This is a genomic window from Mycobacterium sp. GA-2829, from assembly GCF_001499965.1.
Lineage (GTDB): Bacteria > Actinomycetota > Actinomycetes > Mycobacteriales > Mycobacteriaceae > Mycobacterium.
In genome coordinates, this window is record NZ_LQIT01000015.1 from 38,610 (window position 1) to 65,480 (window position 26,871).

26 protein-coding genes and 1 pseudogene are annotated in these 26,871 nt (G+C 67.3%); 13 read left to right on the forward strand and 14 right to left on the reverse strand.

Features of this window, described 5'->3' with window-relative positions:
* Positions 1 to 2 precede the first annotated feature (2 nt).
* Genes AU194_RS11235 through AU194_RS11245 form a run of 3 tightly spaced genes read right to left on the reverse strand, consistent with a single transcriptional unit; the run spans position 3 to position 2,165 of the window.
* The gene (locus AU194_RS11235; protein WP_369804086.1) at positions 3 to 548 is read right to left on the reverse strand and encodes a class I SAM-dependent methyltransferase; all 546 of its coding nucleotides are present in this window, start codon (positions 546 to 548) and stop codon (positions 3 to 5) included.
* Entirely contained in the window at positions 539 to 874 is a 336-nt protein-coding gene (locus AU194_RS11240) for a hypothetical protein (RefSeq protein ID WP_157576020.1), read from the reverse strand. The genes AU194_RS11235 and AU194_RS11240 overlap by 10 nt, the downstream gene beginning before the upstream one ends.
* Positions 867 to 2,165, reverse strand: a complete 1,299-nt coding sequence (locus AU194_RS11245) for an acyltransferase (protein ID WP_059089320.1) — start codon at positions 2,163 to 2,165, stop codon at positions 867 to 869. Before AU194_RS11245 ends, AU194_RS11240 begins: the two co-directional genes overlap by 8 nt.
* A 116-nt stretch (positions 2,166 to 2,281) precedes the next feature.
* On the opposite strand from AU194_RS11245, the gene AU194_RS11250 reads away from it, so the two are divergent.
* Positions 2,282 to 2,932, forward strand: coding sequence for a hypothetical protein (locus tag AU194_RS11250; protein WP_059089321.1), 651 nt, complete (start codon positions 2,282 to 2,284; stop codon positions 2,930 to 2,932).
* A 13-nt stretch (positions 2,933 to 2,945) separates the two neighbouring features.
* Here the strand turns inward: AU194_RS11250 and AU194_RS11255 are convergent, their stop codons facing one another.
* The 3 genes from AU194_RS11255 to AU194_RS11265 all read right to left on the reverse strand — a co-directional run bounded on the left by AU194_RS11255 (position 2,946) and on the right by AU194_RS11265 (position 6,345).
* Complete coding sequence (locus AU194_RS11255) at positions 2,946 to 3,704, reverse strand: SDR family NAD(P)-dependent oxidoreductase (RefSeq protein ID WP_059089381.1); 759 nt, start codon at positions 3,702 to 3,704, stop codon at positions 2,946 to 2,948.
* An 8-nt stretch (positions 3,705 to 3,712) separates the two neighbouring features.
* Positions 3,713 to 4,684, reverse strand: coding sequence for a cyclase family protein (locus tag AU194_RS11260; protein ID WP_059089322.1), 972 nt, complete (start codon positions 4,682 to 4,684; stop codon positions 3,713 to 3,715).
* Positions 4,685 to 4,779: 95 nt separating this feature from the next.
* Positions 4,780 to 6,345: a CdaR family transcriptional regulator gene (locus tag AU194_RS11265; protein WP_059089323.1), complete on the reverse strand. Its 1,566-nt coding sequence runs from the start codon at positions 6,343 to 6,345 to the stop codon at positions 4,780 to 4,782.
* Positions 6,346 to 6,501: 156 nt separating this feature from the next.
* Here AU194_RS11265 and AU194_RS11270 point away from each other — a divergent pair, with 156 nt between their 5' ends.
* Positions 6,502 to 7,488: an amidohydrolase family protein gene (locus AU194_RS11270; RefSeq protein ID WP_059089324.1), complete on the forward strand. Its 987-nt coding sequence runs from the start codon at positions 6,502 to 6,504 to the stop codon at positions 7,486 to 7,488.
* A gap of 9 nt (positions 7,489 to 7,497) precedes the next feature.
* Here AU194_RS11270 and AU194_RS11275 read toward each other — a convergent pair whose 3' ends face one another.
* Positions 7,498 to 8,490, reverse strand: a complete 993-nt coding sequence (locus AU194_RS11275; protein WP_059089325.1) for a LacI family DNA-binding transcriptional regulator — start codon at positions 8,488 to 8,490, stop codon at positions 7,498 to 7,500.
* Positions 8,491 to 8,644: 154 nt separating this feature from the next.
* Here AU194_RS11275 and hisD point away from each other — a divergent pair, with 154 nt between their 5' ends.
* The 8 genes from hisD (at position 8,645) to AU194_RS11315 (ending at position 16,651) form a co-directional block, all read left to right on the forward strand.
* Entirely contained in the window at positions 8,645 to 9,988 is a 1,344-nt protein-coding gene (hisD, locus tag AU194_RS11280) for a histidinol dehydrogenase (RefSeq protein ID WP_059089326.1), read from the forward strand.
* A gap of 87 nt (positions 9,989 to 10,075) precedes the next feature.
* Entirely contained in the window at positions 10,076 to 10,822 is a 747-nt protein-coding gene (locus AU194_RS11285) for a GntR family transcriptional regulator (protein WP_059089327.1), read from the forward strand.
* A complete protein-coding gene (locus tag AU194_RS11290; protein WP_157576021.1) occupies positions 10,819 to 11,862 on the forward strand; it encodes an ABC transporter substrate-binding protein in 1,044 nt (347 codons plus the stop codon). Before AU194_RS11285 ends, AU194_RS11290 begins: the two co-directional genes overlap by 4 nt.
* Positions 11,859 to 12,695 carry an ABC transporter permease gene (locus tag AU194_RS11295; RefSeq protein ID WP_059089328.1) on the forward strand — a complete coding sequence of 279 codons (837 nt, stop codon included), beginning with the start codon at positions 11,859 to 11,861 and terminating at the stop codon, positions 12,693 to 12,695. Before AU194_RS11290 ends, AU194_RS11295 begins: the two co-directional genes overlap by 4 nt.
* A 2-nt stretch (positions 12,696 to 12,697) precedes the next feature.
* Positions 12,698 to 13,543, forward strand: a complete 846-nt coding sequence (locus tag AU194_RS11300) for an ABC transporter permease (RefSeq protein ID WP_082698594.1) — start codon at positions 12,698 to 12,700, stop codon at positions 13,541 to 13,543.
* 30 nt (positions 13,544 to 13,573) lie between these two features.
* Positions 13,574 to 14,341 carry an ABC transporter ATP-binding protein gene (locus AU194_RS11305; RefSeq protein ID WP_059089329.1) on the forward strand — a complete coding sequence of 256 codons (768 nt, stop codon included), beginning with the start codon at positions 13,574 to 13,576 and terminating at the stop codon, positions 14,339 to 14,341.
* A gap of 55 nt (positions 14,342 to 14,396) precedes the next feature.
* Positions 14,397 to 15,911 (forward strand): aldehyde dehydrogenase, encoded by a 1,515-nt coding sequence (locus AU194_RS11310; protein ID WP_059089330.1) that lies wholly within the window; start codon positions 14,397 to 14,399, stop codon positions 15,909 to 15,911.
* Positions 15,911 to 16,651: an enoyl-CoA hydratase/isomerase family protein gene (locus AU194_RS11315; protein ID WP_231743302.1), complete on the forward strand. Its 741-nt coding sequence runs from the start codon at positions 15,911 to 15,913 to the stop codon at positions 16,649 to 16,651. Before AU194_RS11310 ends, AU194_RS11315 begins: the two co-directional genes overlap by 1 nt.
* A 64-nt stretch (positions 16,652 to 16,715) precedes the next feature.
* Here AU194_RS11315 and AU194_RS11320 read toward each other — a convergent pair whose 3' ends face one another.
* From AU194_RS11320 to AU194_RS11340, 4 genes and pseudogenes are all read right to left on the reverse strand, one after another.
* Positions 16,716 to 17,135: a transglycosylase family protein gene (locus tag AU194_RS11320; RefSeq protein ID WP_369804094.1), complete on the reverse strand. Its 420-nt coding sequence runs from the start codon at positions 17,133 to 17,135 to the stop codon at positions 16,716 to 16,718.
* 145 nt (positions 17,136 to 17,280) lie between these two features.
* The gene (locus tag AU194_RS11325) at positions 17,281 to 18,060 is read right to left on the reverse strand and encodes a DUF4239 domain-containing protein (RefSeq protein WP_059089331.1); all 780 of its coding nucleotides are present in this window, start codon (positions 18,058 to 18,060) and stop codon (positions 17,281 to 17,283) included.
* Between the two features lie 101 nt (positions 18,061 to 18,161).
* A pseudogene (arsB, locus tag AU194_RS11335) lies at positions 18,162 to 19,665 on the reverse strand (ACR3 family arsenite efflux transporter).
* Positions 19,638 to 20,084 carry an ArsI/CadI family heavy metal resistance metalloenzyme gene (locus AU194_RS11340; RefSeq protein WP_059089334.1) on the reverse strand — a complete coding sequence of 149 codons (447 nt, stop codon included), beginning with the start codon at positions 20,082 to 20,084 and terminating at the stop codon, positions 19,638 to 19,640. The pseudogene arsB and the gene AU194_RS11340 overlap by 28 nt, the downstream one beginning before the upstream one ends.
* Positions 20,085 to 20,185: 101 nt before the next feature.
* Between AU194_RS11340 and AU194_RS11345 the strand changes: the two genes are divergently transcribed.
* A complete protein-coding gene (locus AU194_RS11345; protein WP_059089335.1) occupies positions 20,186 to 20,548 on the forward strand; it encodes an Rv2640c family ArsR-like transcriptional regulator in 363 nt (120 codons plus the stop codon).
* 95 nt (positions 20,549 to 20,643) lie between these two features.
* The gene (locus tag AU194_RS11350) at positions 20,644 to 21,882 is read left to right on the forward strand and encodes a serine/threonine-protein kinase (protein WP_059089386.1); all 1,239 of its coding nucleotides are present in this window, start codon (positions 20,644 to 20,646) and stop codon (positions 21,880 to 21,882) included.
* A gap of 13 nt (positions 21,883 to 21,895) precedes the next feature.
* Here AU194_RS11350 and AU194_RS11355 read toward each other — a convergent pair whose 3' ends face one another.
* Positions 21,896 to 23,290: an acyl-CoA desaturase gene (locus tag AU194_RS11355; RefSeq protein WP_059089336.1), complete on the reverse strand. Its 1,395-nt coding sequence runs from the start codon at positions 23,288 to 23,290 to the stop codon at positions 21,896 to 21,898.
* A gap of 13 nt (positions 23,291 to 23,303) precedes the next feature.
* Positions 23,304 to 24,401, reverse strand: coding sequence for a ferredoxin reductase (locus tag AU194_RS11360; protein WP_059089337.1), 1,098 nt, complete (start codon positions 24,399 to 24,401; stop codon positions 23,304 to 23,306).
* A gap of 135 nt (positions 24,402 to 24,536) precedes the next feature.
* Here AU194_RS11360 and AU194_RS11365 point away from each other — a divergent pair, with 135 nt between their 5' ends.
* On the forward strand, positions 24,537 to 25,391 hold the full coding sequence (locus AU194_RS11365; RefSeq protein ID WP_059089387.1) for a TetR/AcrR family transcriptional regulator: 855 nt from the start codon (positions 24,537 to 24,539) through the stop codon (positions 25,389 to 25,391).
* 16 nt (positions 25,392 to 25,407) lie between these two features.
* Here the strand turns inward: AU194_RS11365 and AU194_RS11370 are convergent, their stop codons facing one another.
* Positions 25,408 to 26,826, reverse strand: coding sequence for an APC family permease (locus tag AU194_RS11370; RefSeq protein WP_059089338.1), 1,419 nt, complete (start codon positions 26,824 to 26,826; stop codon positions 25,408 to 25,410).
* Positions 26,827 to 26,871: the final 45 nt, after the last annotated feature.

Consider the following 26,871-nt stretch of genomic DNA (forward strand, 5'->3'; position numbering starts at 1 on the left):
TCTCAACATGACGCGCGGCCGAGCAGCCAGGCTGTCCCCGACCCCTCCCCGGACGCGACGACGTCGAGTCCGGCGAACGCGTCGGTGAGTTCCCCGGCGCGGGCGCGGTAGCGCCCCGGGACCCCGCCGACCTCGCTGAGCGCGGCGACGGCCAGCAGGCCGCCGGGCGCGAGGCGGGTGGTCAGCGCCCGATCGAGCCGCGGATCCCGGAACAGGTGGCACACGATGACGTCGACGGGCGGGCCCGCGGGCAATCCGTCGTCGAGGTCGGCGACCTCGAAGCGGCAGCGGTCGGCCAGGCCCTGGGTTCGGGCCGCGACCCTGGCGTGCTCGACGGCCACCGCGGAGATGTCGTAGCCGGTGACGCTCAGGCCCCGCGCCGCCAGCCACAACGCGATTCGGCCCTGTCCGCACGCGATGTCCAGTGCCGTGCCGGTGGCGGGGAACTCCGGGGCGAACGGTGCGAGGACGGCGGGCAGTCCGGCCTCGTCGACCGGTGCGGTCCCGGCGTATCTGCGGTCCCAGTGGGCGGCGTCGCTCAGGGCCACCGCGGCACCAGTTCGACGCGCGCGGTGCCGAGCCGGCACCGGACCTGCGCCGCGGGTGAGCCTGCGAGCTGGTTGCTCACCGCATCGGCCAGTGGCACCAGGTGGTCGTAGTCGACGAGGTCGGCGATCCCGAGATCGGTCAGCGCCGATCCGATTCCGCAACCCAGCGACACGGTGCCCGAGGGCGACTCGGCGTCGAGGTAGGCCCCGGTCACCGTGGTGGTCGGCGCCGCGGCATCGTGCGGGGTCCAGGTCAGGCGGCAGTACACGTCATGGAACCCGGGCACCCGGGGCGTCGGGTCGATGGACGGGGTGGCGTCATACACGGGTGAAGTGTGCATCTTGGCTCCGACATGTCGCGGCCGACGAGCCCGCGCACAGCCGGGCGGCGACCGCCGCGGTGAGGAATCCGGCCAGTGCCGCCCAGCCTTCCCCGCCGGCCAGCCCCTGTTTGGCCATCAGGACCAGCGCGATGCCGGCCAGGCAGGTGAGCACCCCGCTGGCGGTCGCCCGGGAACCGGTCGCCACCGGCCGGTCCCACCACGGGAGCGGCCGGTGCTCCAGCGGCGTGAGCAGGCGGAACAGCACTGCCATCACCGTGGCGAACACGACGGCGCGCACCGCCATCATCGACCAGAAGTCGGGCGCGTCCACGTCATAGGCGTCCAGGCCGACGGCGTGCAGGGCGAAGGCCGCGATCGCGATGGCGGGGATGTGCCAGAGGTACAGGGTCATCGCCCCGCCGTTGCCGGTGGCGACGATCCGCCAGACACGTGGCCGGTCGGCCCAGCGCCGGACGGGTCCGGCGACGGCGGCGAAGGCGCACGACATCCATGTGCAGTGCAGCGCGAGCAACAGGGTTGGCGGCGACACGTTGGAGACGTGTTCGGCGCCGGTCACGACGAGCGCGACTTCGTAGACCCCGGTGACCGCCAGGAGGGTCTGGGCCACGAGCGCGGCCGCGGCGACGCTGAGCGAGATCGGCGCGCGCAGCACCCCGCGGGCGTAGGCCACCCCGATGACGACGGGGATCAGCCAGACGATGACGAAGTTCGCGACGCCGGCCTCGGGTGTGCCGACGGCCGCCCGGACGGTGTCGATCCCCCAGGCCGTCGCGAGCAGCGCCGCGACCACGGTCGCGAACGCCCGGCCGGACCGCAGGCGGGTCAGGGCCGGCACGAAGGCCAGTGCGATGAGATACACGCCGAGGAACCAGAGCAGCGCGACGCTCTCGCGGCCGAGCGCATCCGCGGACTCCGCCCCGAGAATCAGCCGGACCAGCAGCAGACCCGCCACCCAGACCGCCAGATACCAGAAGACCGGGCGGCACAGCCGTTGGGCGCGGGTGAAAAGCCATGCACCCCAACGGCGTCCGTCGTGCCAGCCGTAGGCGCCCGCCGCTCCGCCAGCGAGGAAGAACAGCGGCATCACCTGGACGACCCAGGTGACGGGCGCGAGCGCGGGCAGTTCGCCCAGCAGGTTGCCGATCCACACGCCGTCGGCGTCGATGGTGGCGAGGAGCAGGACACAGTGGCCGAACATGACGATCACCAGCGCGGCGAGGCGGGCGACGTCGACGGCGCGGTCACGGCTGCGCGGCGGGTCCTGGTGCGTCATGGGTACAGCATTCCCCGCCGTGCCGTGTGTGCACATGAGTAGGACTACGCGGCAACGCGGACACAACACGGCGAATCAGCGCCGAATGCCTGCGGTCGGACTCTAAAGTGCTGCCCATGGGTTGGCAGATGGCGAACGGGGCGGGCCGCTGGGTGGCGCTCGCCGCATCGCTCGCCATCTCGGCGGGGATGGTCTACGCCTCGCACCCCGAACCGGCATCGGAGGCCCGGACGCCGGTTGCGCAGGCCGCGGTGCCGCCGTCACTGCCGGAACCGGTGCAGACCGCCCCGCCCGCGGAGGCCGCGCTGCTGGCCGCCAGTGCGCCGACCGTCGCGCAGAACTTCAATGTGGAACTGCCGGCCGGTATCGCCCCCGAAGGCGGACTGCAGGTCCACACGATCTGGGTGGCGCGCGCGATCAACGCGATGTTCCCGGAGATCAAGACCATCGGCGGATACCGGCAGGATCCGCTGAAATGGCATCCGAACGGGCTGGCCATCGACGTGATGATCCCCAATCACGGCTCCGAAGAGGGCATCGAACTCGGCAACCAGGTCGCGGGGTTGGCGTTGGCGAATGCGAAGCGCTGGGGCGTGCTGCACGTCATCTGGCGCCAGGGGTTCTACCCGGGGATCGGCGCGCCGAGTTGGACCGCCGACTACGGGAACGAGACCGCCAACCACTACGACCACGTCCACATCGCCACCAACGGCGGCGGCTACCCCACCGGACGCGAGACGTACTACCTGGGCTCGATGAAGCCGTAGCGGCGACGGCGGCTCAGTGGGCGGTCCACCCACCGTCGACCAGCAGAGAGGTACCGGTGGTCAGGGCTGACGCGGGGCAGGCCAGGTAGGCGACGGCGGCCGCGACTTCGTCCACCGTGCCGAGCCTGCGCATCGGAATCTCCCCCAGCACCCAGTCCCTGAACTCCGGCCTCGCGAGGCTCTGGGCCGTCAACTCGGTTTCCACGAACGTCGGCGCGACGGTGTTCACCCGGATTCCCTCGGCCGCCAGTTCCAGTGCCAGTGCCTTCGTCATCCCTTCGAGCGCCCACTTCGAAGCGCAGTACATGGTCCGTTGGGGGCCGCCGACGTGTCCCATCTGCGAGCCGATCGAGACGATGGATCCGCCGTCTCCGTGCTCGCGCATACGGGCGACCGCCTGCTGCGTGACGAACAGGACGGCCCCGACGTTGACGTCCATGACGGCGGCGTACGTGTCCCGGGTGATGTCGTCGACGAGTTGGGCGATGTTGCGCCCGGCGCTGTTGACCAGCACGTCGACACGCTGACCGGTCATCAGCGATGCCACGAAGGCGCCGTCGGTCACGTCGCCGGCGTGCACCTCGGCCGATCCGCCGTGGTCACCGACCATACGGGCGGTTTCGTGGAGGTTCTCCGCGGTTCGACCGACGAGGTGAACGGTGGCGCCCAGCCGGGCGAGCGCGACGGCCGACGCCCGGCCGATCCCGGAGCCGGCACCCGTCACCCACGCGTGCTTGCCGGCGAGGGATGTCCCCCCGACCAGGGCGTCCACCGCTGAACTCACTTGATGGCCTGCGGGTTCACCGGCGAGCCGACCGCACCGGGGATCACCAGCGGGGGTCCTACGAGGAGGAACTCGTACTGGCCGTCGCCGGCGCAATCGTCAGCCAGCGCGTCGAGGTACCAGATCTCGCCGACGAGCAGCCCCATGGACACGATCATCACGAGGTGCAGGGGCTGGAACGTCCCCTCGAGCTCGTTGGGCCGGACCTCGGCGCCCCAGGTGTCGGTCGCGATCCCCGCGACCTCCTTGTCGTACAACCATCGCGCCACCGACAGCGACAACCCGGGGGCATCGCCGGCGGAGTAGCCGCCCCAGCCGGGCAGGTTGCGACGCGCGGCCATGTCGCCGGTCCGGATCAACACGATGTCCCCGCGTCCCACGGTGACCCCGTGGAATTCGCACGCCTCATCCAGGTCCTCCGGGTAGATCGCCTCCCCCGGCTCGAGGTGCGTCTTGCCCTTCACCCGCGGGATGTCCAACAGCACACCGCGTGTCACGATCGTCGGCATGTGCTCGACGCCGCCGCGTGCGGCACCCGACGACGTCACCTCACCGGCACTGAACCCGTTGAACATCTTGCCGTCGCGGAAGATGTGCCCGAGCGCATCCCACTGCGTTCCCCCCTGCAGGAACAGGAACAGGCTGTCGTCGGCGAAACCCCAACCCAGCGGGTCGGCACTGTAGGTCTGCGTACCCGCCAGGTGGTCGGTGCCGGTCGCCGCCATCTGGTGCACGGGGTTGACGCGTCCGAACGCGCCGGTCTGCGGGCCCGCCCCGTCGAGCGGGAGCTGAAGTGAGATCGCCTTACCGGTCCGCACCATCGTGGCGGCGGCACTGATCACGTCGGGGGTGATGAAGTTCAGTGTGCCCCTTTGGTCTTCGGTCCCCCAGCGTCCCCAGTTGTTGCAGGACTCGTACAGCTCGTGGAAGAGGTCGAAGGTGATGGACTGTTGCTGGCTGGTGGTCATGGCGGAAATCTACGGCGCACAGCGTTCCATCGATTGCTCTCAAAGACGAGAAGTCGGGCCCGACGACTCGACGATCAGAGGAAGCGCGCGGCGAGCTACCGCAGGAGCAGTTCGCACAGGAGCCGCTCCGCCGGATCGTCGAGGTCGATACCCGAGATCGCCTGTATGCGCTTCAGCCGGTACCGCAATGTGGTGACGTGGACGTTCATCCGCCGTGCCGCGGCGACGACGTTGCCGAACGCCGACAGGTACGCCGTGAGCGTCGCGGTGTAGTCCGAACCGCTTGCCTCGTCTTCGGCGCGTAGGCGGGCGAGCTTCGGGTAGTCGATCCCCGTGGACGTCACGAACTGCGAGACGCGCGACAGTGCGATCCGCGCCAACGCGTCATCGTAGGTGGTCACCGTGAGATCGGCTGTGGGAGAACAGGTCTCGAAGACCTCGTCGACTTGGCGGCGCGCGGCGGGAATGTCGTGCAGCTGGCCGACGGTGCGGCTCAGCGACACTTGGACGCCGCGTCCCAGCAGTGCCCGCCGTACGTGTTCACCGGCCGCGGAGGCGAAATCACCCAGCCGCGCGTCGGAGCTCTCGCCCTCATGGGCGAGCACGCAGTACACGGTGTGCCCGATCGTCGTGGTCGCCGCGCGCCGACGGTAGGACTGGCAGTACATGCGCAGCGATTCGACGGTCCGGTTTCGGTCGAGGTTCGTCAGCAACGCGTCCGGGAAGGCACGCAGGCCGAGGACGGTGTACCCGGCAGCGGGCGACAGCCCGTACTCCTCGGCCGTGGATCGCGGGATGGTGCCCTGCTCCAGCAACAGACGCATCTGCCTGTTCTGCATCGCACGTCGTTGGAAGCCTGCCTCCTGATGCCGCAGGAGGAACGGCGCCGCGGTGCGGGCTGCGGCGATCATCCGCCCTTGGATGTCGTCCGGTAACGGCTTCTCCCCCTCGGCCACCCACAACACACCGAGCAGGAATCGTTCTGCGCGAATCGAACACAACAGGCGGCGCTTCGCCTCGAAGGGGCCGTCGTCGACGGTCACCACCTCGTCGGTGCCGAGCAGTGTGTCGATGACACCGAGGGACTCCAGGTGCTTGAGCCAGTCGTCAGGAATGCGACGACCGAGGATCGCGATGTCGCGGCCGCGGTCGACCTGCCCGGTGGAACTCGAGTAGGACAGCACACGGAACTTCGCATCCTCGATGATCACGTGGCCGCCGAGCATCTCGGCGAGCGACTCAGCAAGACCCGCCAAGTCCTCCACTGCCACACCGGATTCGCGGATCTCATCGGTGTCGACCTGAGAGACGAGATCGCGGATCAGGTCGGAGAGCGTCAGCCACGGCACATCGGGACTGCGCTCGAGCAGGCCGACCCCGGCCTGCACCGCCGCCGAGCGAACAGCATCCCGCACGCCACCGGGGATGGGGCCGAGGACCACCACGCAGGTGCCCATGGCGGCAGACCGGGTGATCACATCGGGCCAATCGGTCGGTGATGCGCCCACCAGCAGCAGCACCTCCGGGCACACGTCCGACGCTGCGTCGAACACCCCGACCGATCGGATCCTGGTGTTCGCATCGCCGGAGGGGACCACCGTCGTCACCACGTCCTCACCGAGTAGGCGAGCGACGTCCGGGGGGTTGAGCGCGGTGGTCACCCCGTCAGTGTGCCGGACCCAGCGCGCCGGCTGTTAACCCTTCGTAGCGCGGCGACAGTCCATCTTCCTCCGATTGGAGGAGCAGCGCTCGCTCGGCGCCTCCTACACTTCAGCGAGCCGGCACGAAACGCGACGACGAAAGAGACTGGAATCCACGTGACGACCCCGCCCACGCTCGCACCGGGCCACATCGACATCCACGCACATCTGCTGCCGGAGGACTGCTACGAGATTCCGGGCGCCGACGGTGCCCGCCACCTGGCGGAGCGTGGCGCCGACGAGCTCCACCTCGGTGACTTTCCCATCGCAGTGACCCGCGATCAGATCTCCGGTGTCCCGCGCATCCTGGCCGATATGGACGACGAAGACATCGCGGTTCGGGTGGTGTCCGCACCGCCCTACGCATTCGCCGTCACCGCCGCGCCCGACGCCGCCGCCGACTACGCGCGCAGGGTCAACGTGGGGCTCATGCGGATGTGCGAGAAGGATTCCGATCGCCTCGTTCCCCTGGGCGTGCTGCCGCTGCAGGACCGCAGCGCAACGGCGGCGGAGGTGAAACAGCTTGTCGCCGACGGCGTCCGGGGTGTCTCGGTACCGCCGGTCGTCGGTTCGCTCACGCTGGGGGATCCCGAGCTGCACCACGTACTGGACAGTTGCGCAGAGGCCGGCCTCGCGGTGCTGGTGCATCCGACGCAGCAGCCGAGGCCCGGCTTCAACCACCACTACCTGCAGAATCTGATCGGCAACCCCGTCGAGTCGGCGACGGCGATCGCCTCGATCCTGCTCGGTGGCACCTTCGACCGCGCACCGTCCCTGCGCATCGCGTTCGTGCACGGCGCCGGGGTGGCGCCCGCGCTGCTGGGGCGCTGGGACCATGGGTGGCGCATGCGCCGGGACGTATCGGCCGACAGCGCCACACCTCCCAGCGAGGTGTTCCGTGAGCACGTCTACGCCGATTGCCTGGCCCATTCGGTCGAGGCCGGCGAACTCCTGTGTAAGACCGTGCACCCCGACCGCATCACCCTCGGCTCCGATTACCCGTTCGACATGGCCGATCAGCACCCGGTCCGCTCAGCCACCGCGCTGGGGCTCGACCGAGATGTGTTGCGCGCCAACGCGCTCAGGTGGCTGGACTGGTCGTGACCCCGTCGATCAGCCGGGGCGGTGGTGTGATCCTCGGACCACCATGAGTGGTTCGAGGATCACCTCGCGGAACGGGGACTCCGGGTCGGTGATGCGGTCGACCATCAGATCCGCTGCCGTCTGCGCCATCGACGTCACATCACATCGCACGGTGGTCAGGTCGACCAGCTCCCAGGACGCCATGGCGATGTCGTCGAACCCGATGACGGTCAGGTCTTCGCCGACGCGACAGCCCTGTGCCCGCGCCGCATTCAACGCCCCGAGGGCGATCACGTCGTTGCCGCAGAAGACCGCGGTCGGGCGGCGCCGTCTGCGCAGCAACCGCGCGACGCCGTCGTAGCCGGTCTCGAAGGTGAAGGCCCCACGGCGAACACTGGATTCGGGCAGGTTCAGGCCGCGCTGACTCAGCCCCTGGCGGAACCCGAGTTCGCGGTCACGTCCGGTACTCGTGTCGGGCGGTCCGAAGATTGCGGCGACATTCCGGTGGCCGAGTTCGCACAGGAACTCCGCGGCGAGTCGGCCGCCGGCGATGTTGTCGACCGTGCTGCGGTCGCAGTCGACCCCGTCGACGGAGCGGTTGACGAGCACGAAGGGTACGCCGCGGGCGCGCAGATCGGCGGGTAACCGAGAGCGAAGGTGCGCTGTCGCGATGATCGCGCCGTCGATGACCCCGCGCGGAAGGCTGTCGGCCGCACCGGCGGCGTCCGGCTCCGTCAACAGAATGGTGCGAAAGCCGCGTTCTTCCAACTTCTTTCGCACCGGCTCGACAAGCGCCGGATAGAACGGGTTCGTCAGGTCCTCGGTGAACACCCCGACAGACCGGGCTTGCCGGGTCGACAGCGACCGTCCCGCTTCACTCGGAACATAGGCCAGCGCCTCGGCCGCCTCCCGCACTCTGGCAACGGTCTCCGGCGCGATCCCTGGCACGCCCCGCAGCGCCCGGGACACCGTCGACTGCGAGACGCCGGCGATCTTGGCGACGTCATGACTGGTGAACGCCACTCTCGATGCTCCTGCCTACGTATGCGTGCACTGTTACCCGCGCCGATCATCTTTCCTGATCACCCAGTCGATTTCCATCACCATTGACTTTTGCATACGTATGCAAATATGGTCGCCGTCACAGCCACAACCGACGCAAGGGGAGTTCTTTCACATGGGCCAGGTACTCAAGGGCGCGGCGGTCAATACCGCAGGCGCCGAACGCAACACAGACATCATGTCGACCGTCACCGGCGTCATCGCCGATATCCGCCGCCGTGGCGACGAAGCCGTCCGGGAGTACTCCGCGCGCTTCGACAACTGGAACCCGGACAGCTTCCGGCTCACGCCGGAGCAGATCGCCGACATCATCGCGACGGTGCCGCGGCAGACCATCGAGGACATCGAACTCGCGCAGCGCAATGTGCGGCGGTTCGCCGAACACCAGCTGGCCTCGATCCGCGACTTCGAGGTGGAGACCGAACCCGGCGTGTTCCTCGGACAGCGCAACATTCCGGTGACGGCCGCGGGCGCCTACATCCCCGGTGGCCGTTACCCCCTGGTGGCTTCGGCCCACATGACGATCGTCACCGCGAAGGTGGCCGGGGTCGAACGGGTCACCGCGTGCACGCCGCCGATCCGCGGCGAGGTCCCCGCGGCGACGGTGGCCGCGATGAGCCTGGCGGGCGCCGATGAGATCTACCTGCTCGGCGGCGTCCAGGCCGTCGCAGCGATGGCGATCGGCACCGAGTCCATCGGCAAGGTCGACCTGCTGGCCGGACCGGGCAATGCCTTCGTCGCCGAGGCGAAGCGGCAGTTGTTCGGCGAGGTGGGCATCGACCTCTTCGCCGGGCCCACCGAGACATTGATCGTGGCGGACGATACGGCCGATCCGTTCATCGTCGCGGTCGACCTGCTGTCGCAGGCCGAACACGGACCCGACTCCCCCGCCATCCTCATCACCACGTCAGAGGCGCTGGGTCGCGAGGTGATCGATCTGGTCGACGACATCCTGCCGACGATGTCGACCCGCGACTACGCCGAAGCGGCGTGGCGGGACCACGGACAGGTGATCGTCGCCCGCAGTCTCGACGAGGCGTACGAACTCGCCGATGAAACCGCGAGCGAACACGTCCAGATCCTGACCGCGACACCACGCGACGCCCTGACAGCGATGCGCAACTACGGTGCGATCTTCCTCGGCGAGGGCACGTGTGTGTCCTACGGCGACAAGGTGATCGGGACCAACCACACCCTGCCCACCCGCGGCGCGGCGCGATACACCGGCGGATTGTGGGTGGGCAAGTACCTCAAAACGGTGACCTATCAGGAGGTCACCGATCAAGCCGCCAGCGCGGGACTCGGCGAGGTGCTCGGCCGCGCAGCGCGGGTCGAGTTTTTCGAGGGACATGCCCGCTCCGGTGACGTGCGGGCGACCAAGTACGCCGGCGCTCCCCTGCCGTGGGCACCCGACAGCGCCCCTGCCTGGGCGAAGACGCAGGTCAACGCGCAGGTGTGAGGCCGATCATCCAGCGAGGTCCGAAGTGATTGACAACACAAATTCGGATGTATACATTTCCTGCAGTTGGTAGACAAGGAGATCCAAATGGCATACACCAGTGCTGCCAGTCGCATCGCGGCGGAACTGCGAATCGAGATCCTGCAGGGCCAGATCGCACCCGGGTCACGGCTGTCGCAGCTGAGCATCGCCGAGCGGTTCGGGGTGAGCCGCATCCCCGTTCGCGATGCACTGCAGATGCTCGCCGGCGAAGGTTTGGTGCACCCCAGTTCCAACGCCACCGCCGTGGTCATCGGCATGTCGATCCCGGAACTCCAGGAGCTCTACGAACTGCGGGAAGCGGTCGAGCCGCTGGCCACCCAGATCGCGGTCCCGAAGGTCGGCAGGGCCGACATCCTGATGATGCGCAAGCAGATGGCGGTCATGGAGACCAGTAGCGAGACGCCGATCTGGTTGGCCGCCAACGCGGAATTCCACGCCGCGATCTACAAGCGGGCGGGACGTCCCCGAATGATCGACCTCGTCGAACAGCTACGCCGGCTCACCGACCGTTACCTGTTCATGCACCTGGAGGTGATCGGTCAGACCGAGCACCTGCACGCCGAACACGCCGCAATCCTCAGCGCGGTAGAGAGCGGCGACCCGGGGTTGGCGGCCAAGCTCACTCGCGAACACCTGGCGACCTCGCACGACTTCATCCTGTCCTACCTGTTGGAGCACCCGTCCGCGACCGGGGGCGACGACCTCATCAGCTACCACGATCGCGATCAGCAAGCATCCGCACCCTCGGCAACGACGCCAAGGGGCGACAGAACGAAGGGAACACAATCGTGAAAGTACTCGGACGCCGGATCGCCGCCGCGGTGCTCGCCACCACAACCGCGCTCGCGATGACCGCATGCGTCTCCCGCCCGGACTCCGGCGGGGGCGGCGGGGAGGGCGGGACCATCCGGTTCACCTTCGCACCGGATCCGGTGTGGGACTTCATCACCGATCAGGGAATCCTCGAGGAGATGGAGGCCGAGTCCGGCATCAACATCGAGGCCTCGTCGACCTGGGACGAATTCGGCGTCTTCGCCGGCGGGCACGCCGACATCGTCTCCTCGGCGTCCTACGAGGTGCCGGTCATCGAAGAGGAGACCGGCCGCGACACCATCATCATCGGCAAGTACAACCTCGACCGAAGCGTGATCATCACCCGTGCGGACAACCCCGCACAGAGTCTCGCGGACATCAAGAGCGAGGACGTGTCGGTCTACACCGCAGTATCGGCGACTCTGCTCTGGGGCGCCTACGCACAGAAAATGCACGGCGTCGACTTCCGCACCGGCGGTGGCGATTACAACTTGATCGTCTCCGATCCCCAGCAGCAGGCCGATCTCGTCACCAAGGGTGAGGTCGCCGCGTGCGTGTGCCTGCCCGAGTTCGCCGCCCCCGGTTTGCGCAGTGGTGAGCTCAAGGTGCTCTACGACGGCAAGTCGGCCGCCGACATGTACTCCGAACTCGTCGTCCAGGGCCACGAGGGCCCGATGATCAACGTGTTCCTGGCCGGCAACGAGTGGGCGAAGGAGAACCCGGACAAGGTCGAGTTCTTCCTCGACGTCTGGCAGCGCGGTCTGAAGGAGTGGGAGGCCAACAAGGCCGAGATCATCAAGACCTACCCGCAGCACTTCGCGGTGGAGGCACCCGAGGACATCGCGTTCGTACAGGACTACATCGCCGAACACGACTGGTTTGTTCGCGACGTCCGGTTCGACCAGGCCTGGGCGGACAACGAGGGCAAGGTCTTCCCGTTCCTCAAGGAGACCGGTTTCATGGCAGAAGATCAGTCGCTCCCGAAGTTCCGCCCCTCTGAGCAGGGCGGCCAGTCGTGACCGTGACCGCCAACGATCCCGCTGAGACGGCGACCGCTCCCCCGGCAACGGGGGCGGCGCCCGTCGGCGCGATCGCCGCCTCGGCACGGCGGATCGGACTCCACTTCGTCGGATACGCGCTCCTGCTTGCGGTCTGGGCATTCTGCTCACTGGTGGTGTTCACCGAGTACGTGCTGCCCGCACCGTGGACGGTCGGCGCCGAGATGTGGCACCTCGCCGCCGACGGCACCGCGTTCGTCCAGTTCGGTTCGAGCATCGTCAAAATCGCGCTCGGCTTCGCCATCGGCACACTCTTCGGTGTTCCCCTCGGCCTGCTGATGGGCCGTGTCCGCTACCAGAAGTACTTCTGGCAGCAGCCGCTGCTGGTGCTGGGCAACGTGCCGGGCCTCGCCTTCGCGGTATTCGCGCTGATCCTGTTCGGCATCGGGGCCATCGGGCCCATCGTGGTGGTCTCGTTCGTCGCCCTGCCCTACGTCGCCCTCAACGTCGCCCAGGGTGTCGAAGAGGTCGACCGCCGCCTGGTCGACATGAGCACGGTCTACGGGCTCGGGCGTGGTGACGTCATCAAGTCGGTGTTCCTGCCGTCGGTCATGCCGTTCCTGTTCGCCGCGCTGCGCTACGGCTTCGCGATGGCCTGGAAGGTCGAGGCGCTCACCGAGGTGTTCGGTGGCCGCAGCGGCATCGGCTTCATGATTCGCCAATCGTTCCAAGAGTTCTCAGTGGCCGGTGTGCTGGCCTGGACCGGGTTCTTCGTGCTCTTCATTCTGTTGATCGAGCGCGTCATCCTGGCCGGCCTCGAACAACGGTTCTTCGCATGGAGAGGGGGTCGCTGACAATGAGCGCACCCGTGATCGACCGTGGCGACACGGTCACCGCGAGCCGCAAGGCCGCACCCGGCTGGCTGACCGGCCCGGTCGGCGCCACCGCCGCAGCCGGACTGCTGTTCCTGCTGCTGTGGCAGCTGGCCGGCACGTTCGGCGACCGCATCCCCGGCCCCGCCCCGGTGGTCGAGGCCGCCATCGAAGAAATCCAACGCGGCGAGTTCTTCTTCAACTTCGCCATCAGCATGCAGCGTTTCGTGATCGGCATGGTCATCTCGATCGTCCTCGGGGTGATCATTGGATTGGCGATCGGCACGTTCCGGGTCTTCGACGACCTCTTCGGCGACGTGAACCTCGTCGGCCTGGCCATCCCGGCCGTGATCTGGGCGCTTTTGTGCGCCATGTGGTTCGGGTTCTCCGACACCGCGCCGATCCTCACGGTCATCCTGTCGGCGATCCCGTTCGTCGTGGTCAACGTCGCGGCCGGAGCGCGGTCGATTCCACCGGCGCTGCTCGACATGTCGCAGTCCTACGACGTCCCGCCGGCGCGCCGCCTGCGCCATGCCGTGCTGCCGTCGGTCACCGGCTACGTGGTGGCCGGTATCCGATTCGGCGTCATGTCGGGCTGGAACGGGCTGCTCCTGTCGGAGTGGTTCGGATCGGCCGACGGTGTCGGACACCGGGCCCGTTACTGGTACGACGCCAATCAGTTGCCCGGGTTCGTCGCCTGGATCGCGTTCTTCATCGCCTTCATGGTGCTGACCGACCGCGTCCTGCTCGAGCGCCTGTCCCGACGTGCCTTCCGCTGGCGCGACGGCGAAGCCAAACCCGGCGAACCCACTGCGGCAGCCGCCGCGTAGACCCGCACTCATCCCCCAAGGAGATTCCTCATGGCCAACGTCACCGTGACAGATCTACTCAAGGTGTTCAGCACACCCACCGGACCGCAGACCGTCATCAACCGCATCGGATTCGAGATCGCCGACCAGTCCTTCGTCTCCCTGGTGGGGCCGTCGGGCTGCGGGAAGACCACGCTGCTCAACATCATCGCCGGAATCGAGACCGCCACCTCGGGCACCGTCACCATCGGCGGCCCCGGCCAGTCGGCCAAACTCGCCTACGTCTTCCAGGAGCCGCGGCTGCTGCCATGGCGGTCGATCTTCGACAACCTGATGTACGTCCAGCAGGTGCGCGACGACGCCGCCAAACAGCGTGTGCACGAGGCGCTCAAGCGCGTCGGACTCGGCCACGCCGAAAAGAAGTGGCCCGGACAGCTTTCCGGCGGGCAGCAGCAGCGCGTCGGTATCGCCCGCGCGCTCTCGATCGAACCGGACGTGCTGCTGATGGACGAGCCCTTCAGCCACCTCGACGCGATCACCGCGCGCGGTCTGCGCGAGCACCTCCAAGAGATCTGGGCGCAGACCCGCAAGACCGTCGTCTTCGTCACCCACGACGTCAAGGAAGCGGCCGAGCTCTCGGACCGCATCCTGATGCTGGCACCGGGCGGCACCATCCACGAGGACATCACCGTCGATCTTCCTCGTCCGCGCAAGGCCTCCAATACCGAGGTCGCGGTGCTGGAGTCGTCGATCCTGCGCCGCTTCGAAGAGCTCGAAGCCAGCGCCCGTCAGCGCTCCGCGGTTCCCGCCGGCGCCTGATACCTATCGAATCAGAAGGAAAAGCAAATTGTCTCAATCGGTTACGACTTCCGCTGTGGCCACGCCGGATTCGCTCAACGGCGAACACGTGCACGGCCTGCTCATCGACGGTGAGCACCGCCCGGGTGGAGGTGAGATCCTCGAGGTGATCAACCCGGCCACCGCGCGGGTGTTCGCCCGCTGCCACAGTGCCAGCGCCGAGGACACCAATGACGCCGTCGTCTCCGCGCGGAAAGCGTTCGACTCCGGTGTGTGGTCCGAGATGCCGATCCACCAGCGTTCGCGCATCCTCAACCGGTTCGGTGATCTGCTCGAGCGGGAGATGGACAAGCTGTACCGCTTGGAGGCCGACAACAACGGTAGGCCGATCACCGAGACCAAGGCGCAGATCACCCGGCTGGCCGAGTGGTACCGGTACAACGCCGCCCTGCTGCTGGCCGACCGGAATGCGGTGGTGCCGATGTCGGGTCCGTACCACTCCTACACCTCGCGCTTCCCGCTCGGCGTGGTCGCGACGCTGTCGTCGTTCAACCACCCGCTGATGATCGCGTCCAAGAGTGTGGCGCCGGCGCTGGCGACGGGAAACAGCGTGGTGCTCAAGCCTTCTGAGCAGACGCCGTTGACCGCGCTGCTGATCGGCGATCTCGCGCTCGAGGCCGGTATCCCCCCGGGCGTGTTGAACGTGATCCCGGGTCTGGGGCCGGTGGCCGGTGCGGGCCTGGCCGAACACCCGCTGGTGAACAAGGTCGTGTTCACCGGCGGCACCGAGGTCGGGCGGATCATCTCGGTCGCCACCGCGCGCCGGTTCGCGAGTTCGACGGTGGAGCTGGGCGGTAAGACCCCGGTTCTGGTGTTCGACGACATCGACCCCGAGGTTTCCTCGCGGGGCGCGGCATTCGGCGGGTTCGTCGGTGCCGGCCAGACCTGCATCGCCGGAACGCGGGTGCTGGTGCAGGAGAGCGTGTACGACGAGTTCGTCGCCGGTCTGGTCGCTCAGGCGGAGAAGATCCGGATCGGCGATCCGAGCCTGGCCGACACCCAACTCGGCCCGGTGATCTCGGATCGGGCCCGCAAGCGCATCCTCGACTATGTCCAGATCGGCATCGATGAGGGCGCGACGCTGGCCACCGGCGGAAAGGCCGTCGACGTTCCGGGTCTGGACGGTTATTTCGTTGCGCCGACGGTGCTTTCGAACGTGACCAACCAGATGCGGGTGGCGCGGGAGGAGATCTTCGGCCCCGTCCTCGTGGTGATTCCCTTCAAGGACGAGGCCGACGCGATCGCCATCGCCAACGATTCGCCCTACGGCCTCGGATCGTCGATCTGGACGCGCGATGTGGCGCGGGCCCACCGGGTCGCGTCGAAGCTGGAGCACGGCATCGTCTGGGTCAACGACCACCATCGGCTCGATCCGTCGTCGCCGTGGGGCGGGGTCCGGGAGAGCGGACACGGCCGCGAAGGCGGCACCGAATCGTTCGACGCGTTCACCCACGTCCGTGCGGTGACCATCCGCACCGCGCCCGACGACGTCGACTGGTACGGCGGGGTCGCCACGGAGAGGCTCAACTGATGACGATGACCGACGAGATCGCCACGGTCCCAGGACTGACGTTCGAACGGGAGGGCGCCGTCCTCACCGTCCACCTGGACAGCCCCGGCGGCAACCTCATGACGATGGACATGTGTGACGCGCTGGCCGGGGTGCTCACCAACCCGCCGGACGGGGTGCACGTGCTCGTGCTGTCCGCGGCCGGCGACAGCTTCTGCCTGGGACGCGAACGCACCGCAGCAACGCCGGACGACCTGCCGACCGAGGTTCGCAGGCTCATCGCCGTCAACGAGGCGTTGGCCGCCACGCCGCTGGTGACCGTGGCCAGGGTGCACGGCGACGCCGCCGGGTTCGGTGTCGGCCTGGCCGCGCTGTGCGATGTGGCGGTCGCGACGCGGGCGGCCCGGCTCAGCTTCCCGGAGGTCCGCATCAACCTGGCGCCGGCGTTGGTGCTGGCGTGGCTGCCGCACATGGTGGGCCGCCGGGCGGCGTTCTGGCTCACCGCCAGTGGTGCGCCGGTTTCCGGTGAGGAGGCGGTGAGCATCGGTCTTCTCAATGAGGTCGTCGAGGACGTCGACGCACTCGACGCCGCGGTGACCGCCAAGGTGGAGGCGCTGCTGGCCGGCGAACCGCGGGTGCACAACGGGATCAAGTCCATGCTGCGCTCGGTGGAGTCGTTGTCGGTGCCGCAGGCCTACGAGTTGGCCGCCGACCGACTGGTCCTGGGGTCACTCAAGCGTCTGCACACACCCGGTCACTGAGATCGATCGCGGGGGAAGCTGGGAGACCCGGCTTCCCCCGTTCTCGTTGCCGGGGCGACCCGGGTCAGCGCACGAGCGCGGCCGCAACCATGCGGGCCTGGTTCGTCAGCGCGACGCACATCCTGTTGAGATTCACCACGCCGAGCACCACACCGGCCATCAGGCGGCATGTACTGCCGGTTCCGGGCGGGGCCGTGGACCGCGGTGAGAGCGCGAACGCGCCGCAGACGGGCCACGCGCCGATCCCCTGCGTGCGCAGGACGCGTTCGGCGACGAGGATCTGGTACTCGCGCGGCGCCTTCTCCGGCGAGCCGACCCCGCCGTGCTCCTTCCACGTCGACGGCAGGAACTGCAGTCCGCCGTAATAGCCGTTGCCGGTGTTGATCGACCAGTTGCCGCTGGACTCGCACTGGGCGATCGCATCCCAGTTGACGGTGCTGGCAGCGGCGTCCGGTGCGGCGACCGACAGCGATGTCGCCGACAGTGCTGCCGCGGTGAGCGCCACGCCCACTCCCTTGGCAAGGTCCACGAGAATCCCTTCGGCCGCCGAATGCGTGACCGTATTGTTACTGGCGTTATCACAGTGAACCTTGTGGAGATCGTGATAGTTGTTCACAACTTTTCGAGGCTTACGCGGAGCCGTTCTGCAGCATGCGGATGACCTCGTGCAGGGGTTCGGGAACTGTCGACACCGCGCCGGCGTACGGGTGCGAGAGTTCGACGACGAGGAACAGTTGCGCCCCGACGAGGGTGCCGATGATCGCGACCATGACGTAGTGGTTTGTCGACTTATCGACGCCGTAGATGATCGCGCAGCCCAGCAGTAGTCCGGTGGTGACGAGGATGACGGCCCAGATCGACCAGGGCGGTCCGGTGTCGGTCCGCGCCTGCAGGATGCGTTCGGCGCGGGACTTGCTCACGTCGCTCAGATTGCCGAATGAGTTCGCGAGGAGGGTCTTCTGTGCCTCCGTGCGGGCCTGCACACCTTCGTAGGCTTCGTAGAGCCGGTCGAGGGCCTGGTCGGCCTGTGGGTGCGACGCACCGCTGTTGAGGGCATCCCATTCTGCGACCGCTTCCTGCTCGTACGTCAGCAGGCTCTGCCGGATGCGGTCCCGGTCGGGCGGGTCGAAAATGTGGGAGTCCCTGGCGAGTTGGGCGCCGGCGGTCCCTTCGGTGCGGACGATTCCGTCGGCGTGGCCGATCTGGCCCCACATCGCCGACACCACGAAGCCGATGAAGAACGCGAACACGAAGCCGACGACGCCGAAGGCGAACTTCGTGACGTCGTTGTGTTCTTCACCGCGAAAATTGGGAAAGCGTCGGCGTACCACCGTCTGGACGAGCATCGCGGTGCCCGCCGTGAGGACCACGATCGACAGCAACAGCAGCCACGAGGGCACATGGGTCACCAGCCACTGACTCAAACCTGCCCCCTGTGGTGGGTCGTTCGCCCGGTTCGGTCGCGGACTGAATCACGACTCTAGGCGTCCGCGCGGCAAACAGCGCGCGATCAGACCTCGATGCCGAGCTCGGTGAGCAACATCCGCACGCGTTGTTCGATCTCGTCGCGGATCGGTCGCACGTCGTCAATACTCCGGCCGGCGGGGTCGGCGAGCTCCCAGTTCTCGTACCGCTTGCCCGACAGGTACGGGCATTCGTCCCCGCACCCCATGGTGACCACGACGTCGACCGCCTCGACGAGGTCATCGGTCCATCGCTGTGGTTGTCGGCCGGAGATGTCGATACCCTTCTCGGCCATCACGGCCACGGCCGCGGGGTTCACCGCGGCGGCGGGCTCTGACCCTGCCGAGAACACGTTCGCCCGGTCGCGGGCAAGCTGTCTGAAGAAGCCCATGGCCATCTGCGAGCGGCCCGCGTTGTGGGTACAGAGGAACAGCACCGAGGGTTTTCCGTCACGCACTGGACTTCTCCCCCGCCGGGTGGTGTTCGGGCTCTCGTCGGAAACGCCTGCGTAGCAACAGCGATACGTACACGAGCGCGACGAGCACGGGAACTTCGATGAGGGGACCCACCACACCGGCCAGCGCTTGACCGGACGACGCACCGTAGGTGGCGATGGCTACGGCAATGGCGAGTTCGAAGTTGTTGCCCGCGGCGGTGAACGCCAGCGTGGTGGCGCGCGGGTAGCCCAGCCCGAGGATGGCGCCGAGGAGGTAACCGCCGCTCCACATGACGGCGAAGTAGACGAGCAGCGGGACGGCGATCCGCAGCACGTCGAGCGGGCGGCTGGTGATCTGCTGACCTTGGAGCGCGAACAGGATGACGATCGTGAACAGCAGGCCGTAAAGCGCCCACGGTCCGATCTTCGGCACGAACTGCGTTTCGTACCAGGTCCTTCCCCTGGCCTTCTCGCCGAGCCGTCGCGACAGGTAACCCGCCAGCAGCGGGATGCCGAGGAAGACGATCACCGACTGGGCGATCTGCCACGGTGAGGCACTGATCTCGGCGGTTTCGAGCCCGAGCCATCCCGGTAGCACCGATAGGTAGAACCAGCCGAGCACGGCGAACATGACGACCTGGAACACGGAGTTGAGCGCGACGAGGACCGCGGCGGCTTCTCTGTCACCACAGGCCAGGTCGTTCCAGATGATCACCATCGCAATACAGCGCGCGAGGCCGACGATGATGAGGCCGGTTCGGTACTCCGGGAGGTCGGGAACCAACAGCCATGCCAGGGCGAACATCAACGCGGGGCCGAGCAGCCAGTTGAGGACCAGCGAGCTCACGAGCAGTCTGCGGTCGGCCGTGACGGTCCCGAGTCTGTCGTACCGGACCTTGGCGAGCACCGGATACATCATCACCAGCAGCCCCAGCGCGATGGGGATGGAGATGCCCTGCAGCTGAACGTTGTTCAGCGCGTCGTCGAAGCCAGGCGCCAGCCGGCCCAGCAGCAGGCCGGCGACCATGGCTACGACGATCCAGACCGGCAGCAAGCGGTCGAGCGTGGAGAGCTTCCCGACGACGGTCACGCTGTCGCGGTGTCCGTACAACAGGTTGCGTGAACGCCGCCGTCGTTCTCGAGGGCCGCCGAGCCGACTCCGAACGTCTCTGCGTCGGCCAGAACGGTGTAGACCTCCCATTTCTCCCCCGCCGGCCCGGTGACCCACACTTTGTCCTGGGTGGCGAAGCAACACGTCGTGCCGATCTCCTCTTCGGTGAACATGCCCTCGGTGGTCAGTCTCTCGATTTCGGCATGGACGGCTCCACTGGACTCCACTTCGACACCGAGATGGTTGAGCGTGCCGCCGCGGCCCGGGTTCTCGATGAGGACCAACTTGAGCGGCGGTTCGGCCACCGCGAAGTTGGCATATCCCGGCTTCACCTTCGCGGGCGCGGTCTTGAACAGCGTGGAATAGAACGCGATGGACTCGTCGAGGTCATCGACGTTGAGGGCGAGTTGAACACGTGACATGGCGACCTCCGTGGAACCTTTGTGACGTATGTCGAACTAGTGACGGGTCCAGAATGACCACCTTTTCGATATATGTCAACAAGGTGTGGCAGACTGTTTCCATGCCGAAGGCTCTTCCCGTTCTGGACATCTCCGACCCCGTCTGCTGCTCGCCGGTCGCGGCAGGACCGGTCGATGACGCGGCGGCGTTGGAGATCGCACTGCGGCTCAAGGCCCTGGCCGACCCCGTGCGGGTGAAGTTGGTGTCGTTGTTGTTCAGTTCCGACGAAGGTGAGATCTGTAGTTGCGACCTCGCGAGTGCGGTGGATCTCAGCGAGTCGACGGTGAGCCACCATCTGTCACACCTGCGTCGCGCGGGACTCGTCGAGTCGGAGCGTCGAGGCATGAACGTCTACCACCGTCCGCGTAGAGAATCCTTGATCGCGCTCTGCCAGGTCCTCGACCCGACCTGTTGCGGTCGTTGACGCCTCGCCCGCGCGACGCGTTTCCCGAGGCCCGCTGCGCCCTCTGACCTGCGAAGACAGTTTACGTCCGGGTCGGATGGGGCACAGTTGTGGACATGACCGGCCACGGATTGTTCGCCGACCGCTACGAGCTCCGGGGCCTCCTCGGTGCCGGCGGCATGGCGGAGGTCCGCGACGCATGGGATACCCGGCTCAACCGAGCCGTGGCGATCAAGCTGCTGCATCCGGCGATGAAGGCTCAACCGGACATCCTGCACAGGTTCCGCGACGAGGCGCGGTCAGCGGCGATGTTGTCTCACCCGAGCATCGTCGCGGTGCACGACTACGGCGAAGACGACGGCACGCCGTTCATCGTCATGGAGCGCCTGCCGGGCCAGACGCTCGTCGACGTGATGAGCCGAGGACCGATGCCACCCGAGCACGTCCGCTCGATGCTCGACGACGTGCTGTCGGCGCTCGCTGTCGCGCACGCCGCCGGGGTGCTGCATCGCGACATCAAGCCCGCCAACATCCTGCTGTCGACCACGGGTGAGCGCCTCAAGGTGGCCGACTTCGGCATCGCGAAGACCGGCGGTGCGGCACTCACCGCGACGGGCCAGATCGTCGGCACGATGGCGTACATGAGCCCCGAACGCGTCGGCGGGGCACCGGCCTCGGTGGCCGACGATCTCTACGCGGTCGGCGTCATGGGATACGAAGGGCTCCTGGGACATCGGGCTTTCCCGCAGGACACTCCCGTCGCGCTCGCGCGGGCCATCATGGACGATCCCCCTCCTCCACTGCGCGCCCTCCGCCCCGACCTCGACCCCAGCCTTGCCGGCACCATCGACCGGGCGATGACCCACGATCCCCGCCGGCGTTTCGCCGACGCCGCGCACATGCGCGCGGCCCTGCGCGGTGACCGCGAGGCGCTGCTCGCCGGCGCGCCCCCCATGCCCACACCCGCGGTGCGCCCTGCGACCATGGTGCTCGACCAACCCCTGCCGCCGTCGCAGCACTACGTCGCGCCTGCCCCGCCGCCCGGGCCGTGGAGTCGGCTGTCCCGCCGGACGCGACGAGGTCTCATGGCCGCCGCCGCACTGCTGTGCCTGACCGTGGCCGCACTCGCCATCGCCGCCGAACCCTTCTCCACCGCACCGATGCAACCGGCCGGCACCAGCACCCCCGTACCACCGCCGACCAGTCCGCCGCCACCGCCTCCCCCTCCCGCGCCTGTCGTCAGCGAGCCTCAGTTCGCCCCTGAGGAGAAGAAGGGCGAAGACAAGAAGAAAGAGGAGAAGAAGCGGGAGGGCCGCGGCAACGGCAACGAGGGCAACGGCGGCAGATACGGCTAGCGCACGGTCACGTTCAGTCGTTAACTCTGGCCGGGGGCTGGACCGCCACGCCGCCGGATTCGTGTTCCGGGCCGGCATCCGGGTGCTCGGCGGGCACCCGGCTGCGGAACCGCTCGGCCTCACTGACGCCCTGCGGCGACCGAGTGCGGTCAGGGCTGCGGTACGGGCCGGGCTTCGGCCGCGGCGTGCCTCCCGGGAATGCCAGCCGGAAGATGGTGCGGTGCACGGTGAACCACTGTTTGCCGAATCGGCCCGAGTTGTAGGGCAACTCGTAGCGCTCACAGATGTCTTTGACCTTGGGGGCGATCTCGGCGTAGCGACTGCTCGGCATGTCGGGGTAGAGATGATGCTCGACCTGGTAGCCGAGGTTGCCGCTGAGGACGTGGAACAGCGGGCTGCCCTCGATGTTGGCTGCCCCCAGTAGCTGGCGGACATACCAGCCACCTCGGGTCTCGTTCTCGACCTCCTCCTCGGTGAAAGTCCATGTCTGATCGGGGAAATGCCCGCAGAAGATGATGGCGTGGGCCCACACGTTTCGGATGAGGTTGGCCAGCGCGTCCGCGCCGAGCGTTCGCAGGTAGGTGCTCTCGACACCCGGTGCGTACCGGTCGAGCAATTGCGCGACGGCGCCGACGCGGCGATTCGCCGTCCTCATGCGGAGTCTCTTCGCAATACGCGAGTGGTCTGGTTGGTCCAGCCGACCACGCAACACCAGTTGCGCGAGCGCGAACGCGCCTGCACTCACGATGGGCCAGCCGAGGTAGTCCTTGACGATCTGCTGGCGGGCCTTGCCGCCGATCGACTTGAAGTCCTCCTTCAGATCCTTCAAGGTCTTCTCGCCCCGGAAGAGAGCCTCGACGTCCGTGTCGTGAACGGCGACCCCCCACTCGAAGAGCACCGTCAGGAGGAAGTTGTAGAACGGCTGACCGAGATTGCTCGGGCGCCACTTCTGATTGGGGTCGATGCGCATGATCTCGTAGCCGAGATCCTTGTCCTTGCCGAGAATGTTCGTATACGTGTGGTGGATGTAGTTGTGGGAGTGCTTCCACGCTTTGGCGCTCGACGCGGTGTCCCAGTCCCACACCGAGGAATGGACGTCGGGGTCGTTCATCCAGTCCCACTGCCCGTGCAGGATGTTGTGCCCGAGTTCCATGTTCTCCAGGATCTTGGCCAGGCTCAGACATGCTGTGCCGAGTACCAGTGCGGTCCGTGACCGTGACGCCAACAGCAGCACGCGTCCGGCGACCACGATCTGCCGCTGCACCGAGATCACCGTCTTGATGTAGTGACGGTCCCGGTCGCCGAGTTCGGCGAACACCTCGTCGTGAATGGCGTCGAACTCCTTGGCGAGCTTCTCGAGGTCCTGCTCGCTCAGTCGGGTGAGCGGGCTTGCAGCGGTGATAGTCATACGAATCCTCCAGTCAGAGTTCGATTTCCACGTCGCCCTCGGCGGCGTGGATACAGATTCGGACGTCTCCTCCGGTCGGCTCGGAGACCTCGCCGGAGCGAAGATCCCGGACCTTGCCCGATTTCACGGTGCCGACGCAGGTGTGGCAGATCCCGATGCGGCAGCCGAAGGCGAGCTCGAGGCCCGCCTGTTCGCCGGCCTCGAGAATCGGTGTGCCGCCGTCACATTCGACGGTCTCCTCGCTGTCCAAAAAGGTCACCGTGCCGCCCTCCCCTTCGCCGGCGTCGCCGCCGATCTTGGGCTGGAAGCGCTCGTAGTGCAGCCGGTCCGGATCGCCATCACGTTCCCAGTGCTCGATGAGCGCATCGAGGAGCTCGCCAGGACCCGAGCAGAACGCTTCGCGCTCGCGCCAGTCCGGGCAGACATCGCCGAGTTGCTCCGGCGAGAAGCGACCGCGGTCGGAGGTCAGCCGTATGTCGAGTCGCACCCCGTCATGGCGGCGTTCGATGTCCTCGAGGACGGACAGGAACATGACGTGGTCACGGGTGCGGTCGGAGTGGATCACCACGGCGTCGCGCAACTCGTCGCTGTGGTCCAGGCTGCGCAGCATGCTGATGATCGGCGTGATGCCACTGCCCGCGCTGATGAACAGGAGCTTTTTCGGCAGCGGCTCGGGCAGCGTGAACTGACCCTCGATCTCGCCGAGTCGAACGAGTTCACCGGGTTGGATCTTCTCGACGAGATACGGCGACACGACGCCGCTTGAGACCTTCTTGGGTGTGACGCTGATCAGGCCGTCCTCGGGGTGCGGGTCCGAGGTGAGCGAGTAGGCGCGCCAGTGGTAGCGACCGTCGATCACCAGGCCCAGCCGCACGTACTGACCAGGCTTGTGACCGGGCCACTCGTAGCTCGGCCGGATCAGCACGCTGGCGGCTTCCGAACCTTGCTGCTCGACCCGTTCAACCTTCCCCCGTAGCTCCTTCGTCGTCCACAGCGGGTTGATCATCTCCAGGTAGTCGTCCGGCCGCAACGGTTTGAACAGGTGGTGGACCGCTTTGAGGAAGAGCCGACGCCCGCGGGGCACCGGCGGCTGGGCACCGCGTTCCGCCATCTGTGATCCTCCTCGCCGCGGCAGTTCCTGTGAGCTCCGTCACCCGCCCAAGGGTCGCTATAGCCGACCGACACCGACTTGAAACCTCGCTAGGGTGTGGTTCTAGCCGTGTATCAGCATGGGAGGATCGCTCACATGCCGAGGCGCCGGACCCGCCGCTCGAACGTCGTTCCGTCCGAGGTCATTCACGCCACATTGCGATCGGCAGAACAGCTCGGACGAGACGTCGCCGATGTCCCGATCGTGGTGATCGCCCACGCGCTCGGGATCTCGAGGAGCACCCTGCTACGTCAGCTCGGAGGGTCGCGCCGAGCGCTGGACGACGCCGTGCGCGACCTCGGCGTGGACCCCGGTGGACGACCTCCTGTCCGATTACGAGCGGTCGAGGCGGCGGCGGCGCTCATCGGGGCCGGAGGGGTGGCGTCGGCGACGCTGGAAGCCGTCGCCACCCGTGCCGATTGTTCGGTGCCGAGCTTGTACGCGACCTTCGGTGGGCGCGACGCCCTGCTCGAAGCCGTGTACGACCGCTACATTCCCGCTCTCGACGTCTCGGCTCTCGTGGGCGGCCTAGGCGCCGCCGGGCTGACGGAGACGGTCAGCGCCATTTATCGGCAGCTCGCCGAACTGTGTTCGCGGGAGCCTCGGGTGTTCTCCGCCGTGCTGGTCGAGACCCTGGCCCGGCCGGCGGGGCCCAGCGCCGGTGTTCTCATCGAACGTGGCGCGCTTCGCACCATCGCCGTACTCGAGAGATGGCTGGACAGGGAGGTCGCCGCCGGGCGCATTCAAGACCTGCCCAGGCCCGTGCTGATCCAGCAGTTCATCAGCCCCGTGTTGGTGCACGCGGTGATGCGCCCGGGACTGACCAACTTTCCTCATGTCAGCCCACCGGACCTCGAGGCGAGCTGCGCCATCTTCGCCGACGCCTTCGTATGGGGCGTCGCCGTTCGCGGCGACTCCGAGCCCGGGCCGAACTGCGCTTCGTCTCTGTAAGGACTGGGCCCCTGCGTCACCGGTCGATTGCGGCGTCCGCTCGGTCCCGGCGTTGGACGAACCACCACAGCACCACACCGGCCGCCAGGATCGACAGGGCGATGCACAGTTCCAGTACGCCGCCGTAGCCGGTGATGGAGAATCCGGTGGCCCCGACCACCAACAACACGACCAGCAGGGCCGCCAAACCGATCGACAGTGGCACGAACACCTGGGGCAGACGGATCGGGCGCGCAGCGTCCGGCCGGTCCTTGCGCAGCAGCGCGAACCCGGCGACGGCCAGCACGTGAGCCAGGATGTAGCCCAGGTTGCCGGTCACGATGATGGCCAGCGGCTGCTGGAGCACCACCAGCAGAACCACGTTGAGCACCAGCATCACGTTCAGCGCACGGACGGGCACACCGCGGCGGTTGAGCTTGCCCATCGACCGAACAGTGATGCCCTCCTTGCCCATGTTGAACAGCACCCGGGAGGCATCGGCGACCGAGGTCAGCATCACCAGCAGTAGCGATGCGATGAGGCAGAGCACCATGACGTCCGCGCCGGCGCCGGTCAGCTGCGAGAAACTGGCCACGAAGAACGTCGACGGGTCTGCGCTGATCGCCTGCTCGCCGGCGAATCCGCCGAGGGTGAGCGGAACCAGGAAGAACACGCCCAGGCAGAACAGCGCCGAGGCGCGAATGGCGCGCGAGGTGTCCCGGACCGGGTCGCGGTACTCCGAGGCGAACGTTGCGCACACCTCGATTCCCAGTGTTGTCCACGCCATCACGTACAGCCAGACGATCGCGGTGTGCAGGCCTTCCAGCCCGTGCAGATTCCACGTCAGATCCATCGGCGCCCAGTCCGCGTGCAGCAGCGGGAACACAATGAACACCGCCAGCGGGATCATCAGAATTCCCGCGGTCACGTAGACGAATGCCATGGTGACCCGCACGCCCACGACGTTGATGCCGTACAGCAGGACGATGACCGCCAGGCCGATGAGTATCGGGAAGCTCAGATGTAACGGACCGAAGTTCACCGCCCACTGTTGGTCGGGGAACCACTGTGACTGCACGAGCAGGCCGGTCAAGGAACCATAGGTGGCCAGGTTGGATCCCCATGGCAACCAGTACCCGACCCCGGCCAGAGGCGCGAACCACGGCACCCGCTTCTTCCACGCCTCGGCCGCGTACCCGGAGATGCCGCCGGATGCGTTGGGGAACATCGCGGCCAGCTCGATGTAGATCCAGTTCACTGCCAGCGAGATGACCATCGAGATCGCCCAGAGCACTGCCGCGCCCCATCCGCCGAGGCCGGCGATCGAGGCGCCCAACGTGGCGATCAGCGCGGCCGGCATCGTCATGGCCATCGCGAAGCCGTCGAACCAGCGCATCCTGCGCGGCAAGACTTCGTCCACCGAATGCAGCGCTGCGGCATCCTTATTGGTCACCATGTCGAGCCTCCGTTTCTCCGTGCTGAATCTCGACACGTGTGTCGG